14 protein-coding genes are annotated in these 15,707 nt (G+C 61.9%); 7 read left to right on the top strand and 7 right to left on the bottom strand.

Annotated features, from left to right (window positions below; all coding sequences use genetic code 11):
* Positions 1-54: 54 nt before the first annotated feature.
* Both M0H32_RS00235 and cysG read right to left on the bottom strand, forming a co-directional pair.
* Positions 55-354, bottom strand: coding sequence for a DUF2849 domain-containing protein (locus M0H32_RS00235; protein WP_248149249.1), 300 nt, complete (start codon positions 352-354; stop codon positions 55-57).
* Between the two features lie 20 nt (positions 355-374).
* Positions 375-1,838, bottom strand: coding sequence for a siroheme synthase CysG (gene cysG, locus M0H32_RS00230; protein ID WP_248149247.1), 1,464 nt, complete (start codon positions 1,836-1,838; stop codon positions 375-377).
* Positions 1,839-2,118: 280 nt separating this feature from the next.
* On the opposite strand from cysG, the gene M0H32_RS00225 reads away from it, so the two are divergent.
* Together M0H32_RS00225 and M0H32_RS00220 are read left to right on the top strand one after the other, a co-directional pair.
* Positions 2,119-2,631, top strand: coding sequence for an invasion associated locus B family protein (locus tag M0H32_RS00225; protein WP_248149244.1), 513 nt, complete (start codon positions 2,119-2,121; stop codon positions 2,629-2,631).
* A 110-nt stretch (positions 2,632-2,741) separates the two neighbouring features.
* A complete protein-coding gene (locus tag M0H32_RS00220; protein WP_248149242.1) occupies positions 2,742-3,836 on the top strand; it encodes a hypothetical protein in 1,095 nt (364 codons plus the stop codon).
* 641 nt (positions 3,837-4,477) lie between these two features.
* Here the strand turns inward: M0H32_RS00220 and M0H32_RS00215 are convergent.
* Positions 4,478-5,644, bottom strand: coding sequence for an acetyl-CoA acetyltransferase (locus M0H32_RS00215; protein ID WP_248149239.1), 1,167 nt, complete (start codon positions 5,642-5,644; stop codon positions 4,478-4,480).
* Between the two features lie 572 nt (positions 5,645-6,216).
* On the opposite strand from M0H32_RS00215, the gene M0H32_RS00210 reads away from it, so the two are divergent.
* Both M0H32_RS00210 and M0H32_RS00205 read left to right on the top strand, forming a co-directional pair.
* Positions 6,217-7,887 carry an alpha-glucosidase family protein gene (locus M0H32_RS00210; RefSeq protein WP_248149236.1) on the top strand — a complete coding sequence of 557 codons (1,671 nt, stop codon included), beginning with the start codon at positions 6,217-6,219 and terminating at the stop codon, positions 7,885-7,887.
* 94 nt (positions 7,888-7,981) lie between these two features.
* The gene (locus M0H32_RS00205) at positions 7,982-8,770 is read left to right on the top strand and encodes a glycosyltransferase family 2 protein (protein WP_248149235.1); all 789 of its coding nucleotides are present in this window, start codon (positions 7,982-7,984) and stop codon (positions 8,768-8,770) included.
* Between the two features lie 89 nt (positions 8,771-8,859).
* Here the strand turns inward: M0H32_RS00205 and M0H32_RS00200 are convergent, their stop codons facing one another.
* Positions 8,860-10,053: an HD domain-containing phosphohydrolase gene (locus tag M0H32_RS00200; protein ID WP_248149233.1), complete on the bottom strand. Its 1,194-nt coding sequence runs from the start codon at positions 10,051-10,053 to the stop codon at positions 8,860-8,862.
* A gap of 173 nt (positions 10,054-10,226) precedes the next feature.
* Between M0H32_RS00200 and M0H32_RS00195 the strand changes: the two genes are divergently transcribed.
* Positions 10,227-11,441: a TIGR03862 family flavoprotein gene (locus M0H32_RS00195; RefSeq protein ID WP_248149231.1), complete on the top strand. Its 1,215-nt coding sequence runs from the start codon at positions 10,227-10,229 to the stop codon at positions 11,439-11,441.
* Positions 11,441-11,902, top strand: coding sequence for a YaiI/YqxD family protein (locus M0H32_RS00190; RefSeq protein ID WP_248149229.1), 462 nt, complete (start codon positions 11,441-11,443; stop codon positions 11,900-11,902). The genes M0H32_RS00195 and M0H32_RS00190 overlap by 1 nt, the downstream gene beginning before the upstream one ends.
* Before the next feature lie 457 nt (positions 11,903-12,359).
* Here M0H32_RS00190 and M0H32_RS00185 read toward each other — a convergent pair whose 3' ends face one another.
* Complete coding sequence (locus M0H32_RS00185) at positions 12,360-12,719, bottom strand: BA14K family protein (RefSeq protein ID WP_425607278.1); 360 nt, start codon at positions 12,717-12,719, stop codon at positions 12,360-12,362.
* Between the two features lie 443 nt (positions 12,720-13,162).
* Between M0H32_RS00185 and M0H32_RS00180 the strand changes: the two genes are divergently transcribed.
* Complete coding sequence (locus M0H32_RS00180; protein WP_006934329.1) at positions 13,163-13,375, top strand: cold-shock protein; 213 nt, start codon at positions 13,163-13,165, stop codon at positions 13,373-13,375.
* Between the two features lie 372 nt (positions 13,376-13,747).
* Here the strand turns inward: M0H32_RS00180 and choV are convergent, their stop codons facing one another.
* Complete coding sequence (gene choV, locus M0H32_RS00175) at positions 13,748-14,791, bottom strand: choline ABC transporter ATP-binding protein (protein ID WP_248149225.1); 1,044 nt, start codon at positions 14,789-14,791, stop codon at positions 13,748-13,750.
* Entirely contained in the window at positions 14,788-15,630 is an 843-nt protein-coding gene (choW, locus tag M0H32_RS00170) for a choline ABC transporter permease subunit (RefSeq protein WP_248149223.1), read from the bottom strand. Before choW ends, choV begins: the two co-directional genes overlap by 4 nt.
* Between the last annotated feature and the right edge of the window lie 77 nt (positions 15,631-15,707).

Below are 15,707 nucleotides of genomic sequence, written 5' to 3'. Positions count from 1 at the left end.
GCTGCCATACGCATTTCTGCGTTTTGGGCGCTGCCCTGACCTTGCTTGTTCTGATCAGGCCGAGACGGCCTGGGCCTGCTTGCCGAATTGCGGATGGGTGGTCGGGCCCTTGGCGCGGATTTTTTCGCGCAGGCGCACCGGAACGATGACGCCATCCTCGACGGTGACATCCATCTCGTAGACGCCGACCACTTGCTGGTTCTTCTCGGCTTCAGCGCCTTCGGCAAGCCCTTCGGCGACGGCGTCCTTGCCGTCAAAGGTACTGGCCAGCGTGATCCGCTCGACCCAGGCGCCGCCTTCCGCGAGCCAGACAACATCGCCGTTCAAAAGGCGGTTGGCGGTGATGACTTTCATTGCGTCCACTCTCTTTAACTTCAGGCAGCCACGACCCGGGCCGCATCCAGCGGCGCCAGAGGTTCGGCCTTGTCCAGTGCGGCATGGCCGACGGCCTCGCCGATCACGATCAGAACCGGTCCATCGATCTCTTCGCGGTTCGACAGCACCGCGAGTTCGTTGAGGGTTCCGGCAAATTGACGTTCGTCCGGATGGGCGGCGTTTTCGATCACCGCCACCGGGGTCTCGGCCTTGAGGCCGGCGCCGATCATCTTTTCGGCAACGGCGGCGGCAACGGTCCGGCCCATATAGACGGCAACGGTCGCGCCTTTCAGTGCCAGACCGGCCCAGTCGGGCAGGGTTTCGGACTTGGCGTTGTGACCCGTTGCAAACACAAGGTTGGAGGCGACACCGCGAAGGGTCAGCGGGATCTGGGCAGAAGCGGCCGCGGCGAAGGCTGCTGTGACGCCGGGGACGATTTCGAAACCAACCCCGCCTTGGCGGAGTGCCTCCATTTCTTCCGCGGCCCGGCCGAAGATCATCGGATCCCCAGCCTTGAGGCGCACGACCTTCAGGCCCTTGCGGCCCAGCTCGACCAGCAGGTCAGAGATCTCCGACTGCGGCACGGAATGCGCGCCCTTGCGCTTGCCGACGGAGATCCGGTCCGCATCGCGCCGGCCCATGGCAACCACGCTTGCCGGCACCAGGGCGTCGTGGACGATGACATCGGCTTCCTGCAAAAGGCGCTGCGCGCGCAGGGTCAAGAGGTCTTCCGCGCCAGGACCGGCCCCGACCAGCCAGACAAAGCCCGGCTCGTCCGCCATGGAATTCAGCAGCCGCTGTGCCTCGGCGCGCGCGACATCGGCCTTGCCGGCGTAAAGATTGCTGGCGACGGCGCCGGAAAAGAACCGGGCCCAGAAATTGCGGCGCAGGGCACCGTCGCGAATGACCTTGGTGGCCGCATCACGAAAGCTCTCGGCCAGACGGGCCAGCTCGCCGGTGGCGCGCGGCAGCATCGCCTCGATGCGCGCGCGGATGTGGCGGGAGAGCACCGGCCCGACGCCGGTGGAGGTGATCGCAACCGCGATCGGCGCGCGGTTGACCAGCGCGCCTGTGTAGAAATCGCAGAGCTCGGGTTTGTCGACCGCGTTGACCGGCACACCGAAGATGCGGGCGGCATCGACAACGGCCTTGTCGAGATCCCAGTCTTCCTGCGCGGAGAAGACCAGGGCCGCGCCGTTCAGATGCGCCGGCTTGAACGCCTCGGCAACATGCTCTGCCTCGAACAGTTCGATCGCTTCCGCCAGATCCGCTTCGACGGTTTCCGCGACAACGACGATTTTCGCATTTGTTTCGCCGAGGAGACGCACCTTGGCGGCAGCCTCGCCGCCATGGCCGACCACCAGCACACGCTCGCCGGCCACCTTCATGAAGGCCGGAAACACGTCGAGCCGGTCCTGAGCCCGTTTCAGTGTTTTATGCGTGTCGCCACGGCGGGTTGCCATCTCAAGGGTCTCCAATCCCAGTTTGATGGACTTAATGTAATGAGATGCCGAGGAGAGCGCCGGGCACCGGTTTTCAAAGCTGATCGCCCGAGCGGAATAGTTTTTTCCAAAACAGACGGTTTGACCAATTCCAGTTCACGGCCGCTGCGCGAGGCAGGCGCCCCGCGTTTTGCCCGATTGGCGGCCAAGATGGAAAGAGCAATGCAAGGATTGCGGGTGACGAACGGCATGCGAACGGGTATGGCTTGCGCGGGGGCAGCAACTCAAAAAAGCAAGAGACATGGCATTTTTTAGAAAACAACTCATTCTCGCCGCGTCGATCGCGGCTCTCGTTCCGGCCGGCGGCGCCCTCGCGCAGGAAACCGCCCAGGAAAACGCACAGGAAGCGCTGTGGCAGACACGGTGCGGAGGCCCTGCGCGCGCGGCGGAAACGCTGATCTGCGAGGCCAGCCAGATCCTGCGCATCAAGGAAAACGGACAACTGCTGTTCAAGGTGGATGTCATCTATCCCGCCAACAAGGGCACGCCGGTTTTCCAGATGCAGGCGCCGCTCGGCTTCTACCTGCCCGGCAAGGTCAAGCTTGCCGTTGACGGCACGCCGCTCACCGAGCTTGAGGTCGGCACCTGCGACCAGCGCGGCTGCTACATCTCCGCCGATGCGACGCCCGAGATGATCGATGCCATGAAGGCCGGCACCAAGCTGCAGATCGATTTCGCTCCAGCCGCCGACCGCCGCCAATCGGTCGATGTGCCGCTGACCGGGTTTACCAAGGCCATGGACGCCATCCAGTAAGCCTGGGCTCAGCGCGCTTTTGACGCCGAGCTTTCTTGATGCCGCAACGGAATTCGCTTAGCCTTTCCAAATGACTGGCGGCTGGTCCGCCGCGGCATCAGGGGGGTACGATGCGTCTTGTTCAATTGCTGGCTGCGGCCGGTGTGGCACTGCTCATAAGTCTGGCATCGGCACAGGCTGCGATCGTCGAGAATTTCCGCCTTGGCGGCTGGAACGGCAGCGCCTTCACCGACGACCAGAGCGGCCGGTTTTCAACCTGCGTCGCCTCGGCCAGCTACAAGAGCGGCATCACCCTCTATGTCCAGGTCGACACCACCTACAGCTGGGCCATCGGCTTTTCCGCGCCGCACTGGAACATGGATGTCGGTTCGGACATTCCCCTGCAATACCGCATCGACCGGGGCGCCTGGCAAAGCGGCGTCGCCAAGGCGACCTCAAAGGACCTGGCGCGCATGCAGATGCCCCAGGGCGGCTATATCATCACCCGCTTCCGGCGCGGGCGCACACTCTATGTCTATGACGGCGCCTATAACTACCAGTTCCGCCTGACCGGCACCGCCAAATTGATGGCAAGGCTGGCCAAATGCGTTGAACGCAACATCGCTCGCTACGGTGCCGCGCCCGGCATGGGCGACGTTGCCGCCGCGCCCGTGCAGGGCGGTCTCGGCACCAACCCTCCGGCCAAGGCCACCACCACCCCGTCCACGTCCGCCAATGATCCGCAGCTTGCCGTCGAGGCCACCCAGGCCCTCTTCAACCTGATGGGCAGCGCCGGAATTTCCGGCCTGAAGCTGATCCCGGACGGCCAGCGCGCGGAGGATCTGAACGGCCTGCACGCGGTCGCCGCCAATGACTCGCGCACGCTGGTTGCCCATATCTTCCCGGCGGGCAGCTACACATCGGAAGAAGAGCTGATGTCGCTGGCGGTCGCCGACAGCCAGAAATCCTGCACCGAAGGCAGTTTTTCCTCCGGCACGGAACGGATCACCGAAGGCGGCAAGCAGCTCTATACCAGCTACGCCAATTGCGAGACCGGCGATCACCAGCTGATCGAGCGCATCGCCATTCTGAAGCGGAACGCCGGCGGTGTCTTCGTCTATGGCGTCGCGGACACTTATGTCGGCGAAGGCGGCGGCGCACCGGTCAGCCCGCCGGAACTGACTGATCCGGATTTTTATGCCGCTGCGGCAGGCGCGGCGCAGTAAGGCTGAGAGCTGCGCCACCTCGCAACTGTCATCCCCGCGACAGCGGATCCAGTAGCCTTCATCGGCCGCGGTTCTGCTCGGCGACCGGAAGCTCAACTCGTGTCGTTCAGTTACCGACTCCTTCACTCGTCATCCCATGGCTTGACCCACTGGTGTCCGGTTTAGACTTTCACACTTTCCTTAAGCAGTTGGGATCTTTTGACAATCAACAAATTCGTGCCTTTCGGACATGAAGCAGATATGCCGCTTTCTGCCGTCTCCCCCCTTGCGGGGGAGATGTCCGGAAACCGGACAGAGGGGGGTGAAGCGGGCACCGCGAATTCGGAAATGCCGAATGATATCGGGAGGTTGACACCCCCTCTGTCTCCTGACGGAGACATCTCCCCCGCAAGGGGGGAGACTGGAACAAGCCGCAAGGCCCGAGTAAGAACTGCGAACACTGCTTAAACCTGACACCAGTGGGCTTGACCATGGGATTCATGCCGTTTCCTTGCCGTCTGAGAGCAAGTTCCTTTGGGGCGCTGCCACGGCATGGATTGCAGGGGCAAGCCCTGCAATGACGAACCTGAGGAGGGATGAACGGTGAAAAACAAAAAAAGCCGGCGTTTCCGCCGGCTTTCTCACTTTTAAACGAACTGCGCTTACCGCATTGCCTGCATCACCGAGACGAAGTTCGCCACAGCGGCGCCGCCCATGTTGAAGATGCCGCCGATCTCGGCGTTCTTCACCTGGATGTCGCCGGCCGTGCCGGTGAGCTGCATGGCGGTGAGCACATGCATGGAAACGCCGGTGGCGCCGATCGGGTGACCCTTGGCTTTCAAACCGCCGGACGGGTTGACCGGCAGCTTGCCGCCCATCTCGGTCCAGCCTTCGAGCACGGCGCGGGCGCCCTCGCCTTCCCTGGTCAGGCCCATCGCCTCGTATTCGATCAGCTCGGCAATGGTGAAGCAGTCATGGGTCTCGACAAAGGAGAGATCCTCCAGCGCCAGGTTGGCGTCGCCGAGCGCCTCGCCCCAGGCCCTGGAGCAGCCCTCGAATTTGAGAATGTCGCGTTTCGACATGGGCAGGAAATCCTGCACATGGGCCAGGCCACGGAAGGCGACCGCCTTTTTCATGCCGAGCGCGGTGGCCGGATCGGTCAGGACCAGGGCGGCGGCACCGTCGGAAACCAGCGAGCAGTCGGTGCGTTTCAAAGGACCGGCGACAAACGGGTTCTTTTCGCTTTCCGCGCGGCAGAACTCGAAGCCGAGATCCTTGCGCATCTGGGCGTAAGGGTTACCGACGCCGTTCTTGTGGTTCTTGGCGGCGATCTTTGCCAGCGCGTCGGATTGGTCGCCGTGTTTCTGGAAATAGGCATCGGCGATCTTGCCGAAGACACCGGCGAAGCCGGCCGGCGTGTCGCCCTCCTCCTTCAGATAGGAGGCCTTCAGCAGGTTCCTGCCGATCTCCGGTCCCGGAGTGGTGGTCATCTGCTCGACGCCGACGACCAGCACGAAGCGGGCATCGCCGGAAGCGATGGCGCGCACGCCCTGGTGCACGGCGGCGGACCCGGTGGCGCAGGCGTTTTCAACCCGGGTCGCCGGTTTGAAGCGCAAGCCGGGATCGGCCTGAAGCACGAGGGACGCGGTAAAGTCCTGGGCAGAGAAGCCGGCATTGAAATGGCCGAGCAGGATCTCGTCGACATCTTCCGGCGCGATGCCGGCATCGTGAATGGCATCGACCGCGACCTTGACGATCATGCTTTCAACGGTTTCTTCCGAATGCTTGCCGAAGGGCATATGCGCCCATCCAACCATGGCTGCCGTCATGACATTTCCTCCAAGTTTACCCGGCAAGGTGGCGGTCTGGATCGGTTTGTCCAGGCCTGCGACATTTCACGAGGGATTGCCTTGCCGACGTTTCTGCGTGACGAGACAGTTCCAGCTTCCATGCTGCTTTGCAAGAGGAAATTGACCTTAACGTCATAACTTTATTTTTCCGACTTTTAATACAATAACTTATCTAAATCAACCAAACCTTGCTTTGTGCCGGCTCGAAGCCCGATTGTTCCACTGCCGCGCATGCTCCCTGCCATTGTTCACAGGCGTTAAAGGTGTGTTCACATATCTGTCACGCGCACGGTGTACAAAGACCTCGTTCCGGACAAAATCGTGTTTCGACACTTTTCAGTTGCTCCACCGGTCCTGCTTCTTGCAGGGCCGGTTTTTGCTTTGCGGACCCGCCTGGTCTTTGCAGTCGCGCATTCAGATTTCGTTGACGCCATCCACCGATCACATGACTTTTTCACGAAAGGTCTCTTGACCAAAGAGGCCGCGGGATATAGCCATTCAAAGCGCTTTGAAACCCATCACACCGCCATAGAAGCGGACGGAGACCGGCAATGTTCGAAGAAGCCGAAGCGGGCCTGGAGGCTGATGTGCCAGCAAACCTGATCAAAGACCCGGACTGGTGGAAGGGCGCGGTGATCTATCAGATCTATCCGCGTTCCTTCAACGACAGCAATAACGACGGCATCGGCGACCTGAACGGGGTCACCGAGCGCATGGACTACATCGCATCGCTCGGCGTCGACGCGATCTGGCTGTCGCCGTTCTTCACGTCGCCCATGGACGATTTCGGCTATGATGTCTCCGATTACGAGGATGTCGATCCGATGTTCGGCTCGCTGGCCGATTTCGACCGCATGCTGGCAGCCGCCCATGGCCGCGGACTGAAGGTGATCATCGACCTGGTGATCTCGCACACGTCCGACCAGCATCCCTGGTTCGTGGAAAGCCGCTCCTCAAAAGACAACGCCAAGGCCGACTGGTTCGTCTGGGCCGACGCCAAGCCGGACGGCACAGTGCCGAACAACTGGCTGTCGATCTTCGGCGGCGCTGCCTGGGAATGGGACAGCCGCCGCTGCCAGTATTACATGCATAATTTCCTGGCCAGCCAGCCGGACCTCAACTTCCACAACGAGGAAGTCCAGGACGCCGTGCTCGGCGCCGCGAAGTTCTGGCTCGACCGGGGCGTCGACGGGTTCCGTCTCGACACGGTGAATTTCTATGTTCACGACAAGCAGCTTCGGGACAACCCGCCGCTCAGTGCCGACGAAGCGCCCTCGACCGTCGATCCGACCAATCCTTATGGCTATCAGGATCATGTCTATGACAAGACCCAGCCGGAAAACTTGGTCTTTCTGGAAAAACTGCGTGATCTGCTCGACAAATATCCCGGCACCACCTCCGTCGGTGAAATCGGCCATGACGGCCTCGCCGTTGAGCTGACCCGGTCCTATACGGAAACCGGCAAGCGCATTCACATGGCCTACAGCTTCGATCTGCTGACGCCGCAGCATTCGGCCCGCTATATCCGCCGCATCGTCGAGGAGATGAATGCCGGCATCGGCTCGGGCTGGGCCAGCTGGGCGCTGTCCAACCACGACGTCAAACGCGTCGGCAGCCGCTGGGGCGACGGCAAGGATCTGCAGAAATTCGCGCCGCTCGAGACCGCGCTTTGTGCGTCGCTGCGCGGCACACCCTGCCTCTACCAGGGCGAGGAACTGGGCCTGACCCAGGCCGATGTGCCTTTTGAAAAACTGCAAGACCCCTATGGCATCCGCTTCTGGCCGGAATACAAGGGCCGCGACGGTTGCCGCACGCCGATGCCCTGGACCAAGGACGCGGCAAACGGCGGTTTCTCAGACGCCGAACCTTGGTTGCCGGTGGCGGAGGACCATCTGGCGATGGCCGCTTTCGAGCAGGACAAGGACGACACCTCAATCTTGAACCGCAACCGCGCCTTCTACGCCTGGCGGCAGCAGCATGAACCTTTGAAAAAGGGTGATATGGCTTTTCTCGACAGCGACGGCGAGACACTGGTCTTCACCCGCAGCCACAATGGCGAGACGATCCTGTGCGCGTTCAATCTCGGCGCGGAACCGGCCACGATCACTGTCCCGGATCTTGACCTGTCGGACCTGAAGGCACCCGGGTTCACCGGGGCTGTCGAAGGCTCCACGATCACGCTTCTGGGCCTCGATGCGGTCTTTGCCCGTGTAAAATCCTGACCGCGGCGCTTCAAAACACGCGCCGGCGCGGCTAATACGAGTTGGTATCTGCTGCGCCGGTCCGTTCCGGCCTCACCTTCTGACCGGACATTCCATGACCGACCGCCTGCCCCTTTCCGCTTTCATCATTGCCAAGGACGAGGCCGACCGGATTGCCCGGCCGATCGAAAGCGTCATCGGCTGGGTGGACGAAGTGATCGTCATCGACAGCGGTTCTTCCGACGACACGGTCGCGGTTGCCAAAGATCTTGGCGCTCGCGTTGTCAAAAACGACTGGCCCGGTTACGGCCCGCAAAAGCGCTTCGGCGAGGACCAGTGCCGCAACGACTGGCTGCTCAATCTGGATGCCGACGAAGAGGTGACACCGGAGCTGGCGGCGGAAATCCAGGCCCGCTTCGCGGACGGCAGCTACACCGATGCCGACGGCTGGCGCATCATGATCCGGGACATGTACGCCCACGAAACCGCGCCGGCCTCCTGGGCCTATGGCTATCACCAGATCCGGCTCTACGACCGGCGCAAGGGACGGTTTTCAGAGTCCATAGTTCATGACACGGTGCGCCCGGAACCCGGAGCCCGGATCGACAATCTGGACGGCATCATGGCGCACCGCTCGATCCGTTCGCTTGAATTCCAGGTCGGCAAATACAACCGCTATTCGGACATGCAGGTCGCCGACATGCGCGCCCGTGGCCGCAAGCTGCCGAGATCCCGTCTTCTGACCGAATTTCCAGTCAGCTTCTTCAAGGCCTATTTCGTGCGCAAATACCGCAAATACGGCTGGTGGGGCTTCATTCTCTCGATGAACTACGCCCACGCCCGTTTCCTGCGTGTGGCAAAAGCCTACGAGGCGGAGCTGGCGGAGAAATCGGGCAAGGACTGAATCCAACGGATCCCCCACCCCTCCCCCTTGTAGGAAGGGTTATGGTTGGGGTCGACGGTGCAGCCGTCGTTTCCAAATTGCCTTTCGCCTCACGCCGTATCTATCATCACCTCTTCCGGCACCTCGTGCCGTTCAACGCGGATCGGCTGGCGGACGCCGGAGGTCTGGTGGAAATGCTCCAGGCGGCGGATGGTGGTCGGGGTCAGCATGTGTCCGCGTGAGAGCACCAGTTCGTGGCTGCTTTCGGTGAGCGCGTCATCGACCAGGACGTCCCCCGGCCGCAAAGAGCGGATGTAGCACTGGGCAATATGTTTCTTGCGGGCTTCCGGCAGATCGTCCATCAGAACGGTCTTGGCAAGCTCGAGCAGTTTCGGATCGTATTTGCGCCAATTGATGGTCAGGGCTTCGAAGGAGGCAGCATCCGGCCCGTTTTCCGGGCTGGCGTACCAAAGATCCGTCAAAAGCTTCAGGATCCGCGAGACCAGCGGAATGTCCTGGCCAACCGGTCCGTCTTTCGGAAAACCGGAGCCATCGTAACCGCGCGCCGACAGGAACAGGTAATCGGACACCTTTTCCAGCTGGGGGATATTCTTCAAGAGCTCACGGGACTGGGCTGGCGCGCGGTCGAGCACGTCGCGCTCCTGTTCGGTCAGGCTGCGGGCTGCCCGGTAGCGGGCCAGGATCTGTTTCGGCAGCAGCGCCTCACCAAGCGGCGACAGCATGGCCGCCATCTCCAGCTCCCAGGTCTTTTTCATGCCCAGCTGCCGAGCGAGTTTCAGGGCCTGCTTGCGCACGGTCGCGGTACGCCGGAAGGCTTCCGGATGAAACAGCGCCAGCATGTCGATCAGCAGTTTGACGGAGCCGGCCAGCGTACGCTCCAGCAAGGCCCGTTCCTTGGCAAGTTGCCGATGATGGGCAAGCGCGGTTTCCATGGCGGAAACCAGATCCTTCGACTGGCAGGGCTTTTCCAGATACAGGAAAGCATGGCCTTCATTGAGCGTCTTCTTGATAGCCTCGGCGGACTTTTCCCGTGTCAACATCACCCGGGTTGCCTGCGGCACGATCGTTTCCGCCGCGCGCAGGAAAGCCGTGCCGCCACGGCCTGGCAGATTGAAACAGGAAAATACAACCGCGGTGTTGTGGTTTTGCTTCAGGAAGACCAGAGCCGGATCGGACTCGGAAAAGCAGACAACCTTCATATGTCCGCCAAACAGGCGCTGGAAACCTGTCTGAACGTCCTTGTCCGGATCGGCGATAACAATCAGGTCCGTGGTTTTCTCCATTCACGGCTCCTTTCCGAAGATCAGCTTCCGCGAACTTTCGCCGGTGCTCAACTTCAACGTGATCTTCCCACAAGACCGATAACAAATACTTGCGGAATTCGTTGGAATTTTGTTTCCGCTGTTTGCCAGATTCAGCTGTGGTCTTTTGACGCCCGGCTGAACTATAAGGCCGCATGCGCGATGTCCTGATCATTGGAGCCGGTCCGGCCGGTCTGTTTGCCGCGGAGCGATTGTCCGCAAAGGGGTTTTCGGTGACCGTTGCGGACCGCATGCCGTCGCCGGCGCGCAAGTTCCTGATGGCCGGCCGCGGCGGTCTCAACCTCACCCACGGTGAAAACCTGGACCGGTTTCTGAAAAGGTACCGGGAAGCCGAACCGTTTCTGGCTCCACTGATCCGGGATTTCCCGCCGCAGGCGCTGCGCGACTGGTGCCGCGGTCTCGGCGAGGAAACGTTTGTCGGCAGCAGCGGCCGGGTGTTCCCGACCTCCATGAAAGCCTCGCCTCTTCTGAGAGCCTGGCTGCGGCGCCTGGACCAAAATGGCGTCGAGCTATTGCCCCGGCGGACATGGACCGGCTTCGGCGCGGATGGCACCGTCCAGTTGCAGGGTGCCGATGGCGAGACATCTGTCTTTCCTGCCCGTGCCGTGCTTCTGGCCCTTGGCGGCGCCAGCTGGCCGAGGCTTGGTTCCAATGCAACCTGGGTGCCGTTGCTTGAAAACGAAGGCATTCACGTGCACCGGTTCCAGCCCGCCAATTGCGGTTTCCAGATTGCCTGGAGCGCATTTCTGAAAGACCGATTTGCGGGTTCGCCGCTCAAACGGATCGCACTCCACCATCAGGGCCAGCAAGTTGCCGGCGAAGCTGTGCTGTCGGCCCAGGGGATCGAGGGTGGCGCGGTCTATGCCCTGTCGGCGGAGCTGCGCGAGGCCCTCAACAGGGACGGCAGCGCCACGCTGACAATCGACCTGCGCCCGGACATGAGCGAAGACGATCTCGCGCGCAAACTTGCGCGGCCGCGCGGCAAACAATCCGCGGCGACCTTTCTGAAAAAGGTGCTCAAGCTGAAGCCGGAAGAACAGGCGCTCCTGCGCGAGGCCGGCGCCCTGCCCGCCGAACCGCTTGACCTGGCCCGGCGGATCAAGGCCGTTCCGCTGACCTGCCTTGCCCCCTACGCGATCGACCGGGCGATTTCCTCAGCGGGCGGCATCGCACTTTCGGAACTGATAGACGGGCTGATGCTGGCAAAACGCCCAGGCCTGTTTGCCGCCGGGGAAATGCTGGACTGGGAAGCGCCCACCGGCGGTTATCTGCTGCAGGCCTGTTTTGCCACGGGCGCGCGGGCGGCCGAAGGCATTGCTGCCCATCTGGCTCAATCTGGAGACAAATGATGACAGTGCTTTACGTGGATGCGGACGCCTGTCCCGTGAAAGACGAGGCCATCCGGGTCGGAGAGCGGCACAAGGTGATGATCAAGTTCGTCTCCAACAGCTGGATGCGCCTGCCCGAGGGCGACCTGATCGAACGGGTGATCGTGCCCGAAGGCCCGGACGAGGCCGACAACTGGATCGCGGAACGGGCCCAGCCCGGCGATGTGGTGGTGACCGCCGACGTGCCCCTGGCATCGCGCTGCGTCAAAGCCGGCGCCCTGGTGATCGGCCCGACCGGCAAACCCTTCAGCGAGGAGGCCATCGGCATGCGCCTCGCCATGCGCGATCTGAAAACACATTTGCGGGAAATCGGCGAGATCCGCGAAGGCGGTCCGTCCTTCGGCAAACAGGACCGGTCGCGGTTTCTCAACCAGCTGGAAACGATCATGCGCGCCGCCAAGCGGATCACGGACCAGGGTTAGGGCAGCTCCAGATACCGTGAATACATTTGGTGCTTGCACCAGCGGCTGCGCCGTTCACCCCTACCCTTAATCCCTCCACACAAGGGGGAGGGAGGCGCAAGCGGCGGACGCCTGAAAAGGAAACGAAGTTATCGAATGCCATTTCGCTCCGTCTGTAGTGAGCTGGCACAGCCTGATCCCCCTCCCCCTTGTGGGTGTACAGACCGGGGAGGGGTTAGGGGTGGGGGCCACGGCACCAGCCGTACGAAAGTCAACGGTTAGCCAGAAGACGCGGCCGCGCTCACCCGGCCTTGCAGGCCGACCTCTCCCTGAGTGCGATGGAACTGGCGGCAGATGAGGTGCAGCGCGGCCAGCACAAACAAAAACTCCCTGCAAGGCGGGGAGGAGCACCTTGCAGGGAGTGTGGCCGGATACCCTATTGAGGGGATTGCGCCCCGGCTCTGAGCGCGTTTGCCGATTAGCGGCAGAACGTATATTGGCCGGAATAGGCCAGGAAATACCCAGTGTTCGGGTTGAAGGACCGGTACTTGCGGCTGCAGTAGTCGTACCAGGCCGGGGTCCACGGCGCCGGGCGGTAGACCACCACCGGGGCCGGAGCCGGATAGTATGCAGGCGGCGGGGCGTAGTAGCGCGGCTGCGACAGGGCGGAGCCGAGGATCGCACCGGCGGCAAGGCCACCTGCAATGCCGACGCCGACCTGCCAGCCTTGCGCGGCGTTTGCGGATTGGGTCTGCGTGGTCAGGGCGGCACCGGCAACAAGAGCCAGCGCGACGGTGGTGGTAGCGACTTTCTTCAACATGACGGTGTCCCTTCTCATCTACGAGGCGTGTCCTGACCGCCTCCTTTCATGACACCAACATAGGGAGAGTGTGGCGATGCCGCTGTGACCCGGGTCACAGGCATGCGGGTTTGCAGAAACGCTGTCATTCCGGCCGGAAAGGCGCGTTCAGCAGACAGATCCAGAGGAAGAAAGGCGGACAAAAGGGAGGCAACTTCCGGTTCCAAAGCGCCGGAACCTGGGCGTTTTGAGCTAGAATACAAGTTTCACTTGCCGGAAGACGCAGAGGCACCTACATTACGCACCATCGGTACGCGTTGTGCCGTACGGGACTGAAGAAAGACCCGGTAAGACTGACTTCGGCGGTGGCTCCATCAAGCTCCGCTCTGAATTTCCGAGCTTTCCGTTTCTTATTGACTTCTCGTTTATCCGCGCCTTGCCGGAAACGGGACGGCGCATTCTATCTACGGAAAGGCTTCTCCATGCGTGAGAATGGCACCATCAAATTCTTCAACCACGACCGCGGCTTCGGCTTCATCACGCCGGAAAACGGCTCCAAGGACGTGTTTGTTCACATCACCGCTTTCGAGCAGGCCGGTATCGGTACGCCCGTTGAAGGCGCGAAGATCTCCTTCGTTGCCGAAGACGACCGCCGCGGCCGCGGCAAGCAGGCTGCTCAGCTCGAGCTGCTCTAAGTCTCCGATCGCTGCCGCCGTCCTCAGGATGGCAGGCGCGGAAGACTTGAAGGAAAACGGGGCCTCACGGCCCCGTTTTTTGTTGGGATAATACTGTCCCTCAGACGTCATCCCGGACATGCGCAGCGCCGATCCGGGACCGGGGTGCCGAGGCTTGTCTGGAAGCGTCCGGCACCAGAAGACGTCTGAAGCTCCCCGGTCCCGGCTCGCACTGCGTTTGGCCGGGATGACGACGGAGAGGATTGTTTGGAGCCGGGCTTGACGCCGTCGCCTTCACAGCAACCGCAAAAACAAAAACCTCATCCTGCGGAGAACCGAAGGCCGGTCTCGAAGGATGAGGTCTGCATTTTTATTCGGTGCGCGGAAACCCGCTCAAATCATGCAGTCGAGCAGCTCGTTTTCGCCGATGACGCCGACAATGGCGCCATCCTTTTGAACGACAACCGGTTCCGGACTGGACTTCTTCAGCCTGGCGACTTCCCGGATCGGCGTGTTGGCGTCGCAGCTCATGCCATTGGCGAACGACCCCGACAGGCTGCCCGGAGGCACCATGATGTCGCGCGCGCGAAGCACGTTCAGCGGGTTCATGTGGCTGACAAAGTCAGCGACATAGTCCGTTGCCGGTGTCTTGACGATCTCCTGCGACGTGCCGAGCTGGATCACCCTTCCGCCTTCCATGATCGCGATCCGCGAGCCGATCTTGGCCGCTTCATCCAGGTCGTGGCTGACGAAGATGATGGTCCGGTTGAGCTCTTTCTGCAGGTCGAGCAACTCGTCCTGCAGCTTGTCCCGGATCAGCGGATCGAGCGCGGAGAACGGCTCGTCCATCAGAAGGATCGGCGCGTCCGTGGCGAAAGCCCGGGCCAGGCCGACACGCTGCTGCATGCCACCGGAGAGTTCGTGCACGTATTTTTCGCCCCAGCCGGTGAGGCCAACCAGCTTGAGCTGGGTTTCCACCTTGGCGGCCCGTTCCTTGGCCGGCATGCCGGCCAGCTCCAGGCCGAAGCCGACATTCTCGGCCACCGTGCGCCAGGGCAGAAGACCGAATTGCTGGAACACCATGCCGATGCGGTGGCGGCGCAATTCGCGCAGCTCGTTGTCCGAACAGGTTTCCGGATTGACATAGCGGCTGCCGTCATGGACCTGCACCTCGCCCCGGATAACCGGGTTGAGGCCGTTGACCGCGCGCAGCAAAGTCGACTTGCCGGAGCCGGACAGGCCCATCAGCACGATGACCTCACCCTCGTAGATATCGAAGGAAGCGCCGGCGACACCCAGGATCTGGCCCGTTTCGGCCTGGATCTCCTGACGGGTCTTTCCCGCGTCGATCAGGGGCAAGGCCGTTTCCGGCTTTTCGCCGAAGACGATGTCGACATCCTTGAAGGAAACGACGGGGCTGGAGTTGGCACCGCTCATTTCTTGCCTCCTGCCGGTACACGGAAGAACCGGTCGAGCACGATCGCGATCAGAACGATGCAGACGCCGGCTTCAAAACCGAGCGCGACATTGGCGGTGTTGAGCGCGCGCAGCACCGGCACGCCGAGACCGTCCGCGGCAACCAGCGCCGCAATCACCACCATCGACAGGGACAACATGATCGTCTGGGTCAGTCCGGCCATGATCTGAGGAAGCGCATAGGGCAATTCGATTTTCCACAGCAGCTGGGACTTCGTTGCGCCGAAGGCCTGGCCCGCTTCCAGCAGGGCCTGCGGTGTCGACGAGACACCGAGCTGCGTCAGGCGGATCGGGGCCGGAATGGCGAAGATCACCGTCGCGATCAGGCCGGGCACCATGCCGAGGCCGAACAGGATCAGCGCCGGGATCAGGTAGACGAAGGTCGGCAGCGTCTGCATCAGGTCGAGGATCGGACGCAGGAAGGCATAAAAGCGCGGATTATGCGCCGCCACAACGCCGACCGGCACGCCGATGACCATACAGACAAGCGTGGCGGCCATGACCAGGGCAAGGGTTTCCGTCGTCTCTTCCCAATAGCCCTGATTGATGATGAGCAGCAGTGAGATCGCCACCAGCGCCGCAAAGGTGAAGGTGCGGTGAACGAAATAGGCCAGTCCGGTGAACAGGGCGACCATCACAAGGGGATGCGGTGCCTGCAGCAGCCACAAGATCCCGTCGATGATGCTCAGCAGGAAGGCGGAAATGCCGTCGAACAACCAGTATGCGTTGTCGGTCAGCCAATCGACGCCGGCTTTCGCCCATTTGCCGATCGGGATCTTGTGTTCAGTCAGCCACTCCAACGTCAGCCCCTTTGTGAAAACGTGTTGCCTCTAAAAAACGGACGCCGTCGCAAGCAACGGCGTCCGTTCCGTAGGAG

This window comes from Roseibium sediminicola, assembly GCF_023156505.1.
In the GTDB taxonomy this organism is placed as follows: Bacteria; Pseudomonadota; Alphaproteobacteria; order Rhizobiales; family Stappiaceae; genus Roseibium; species Roseibium sediminicola.
This window is presented reverse-complemented; position numbering and strand designations above follow the sequence as displayed.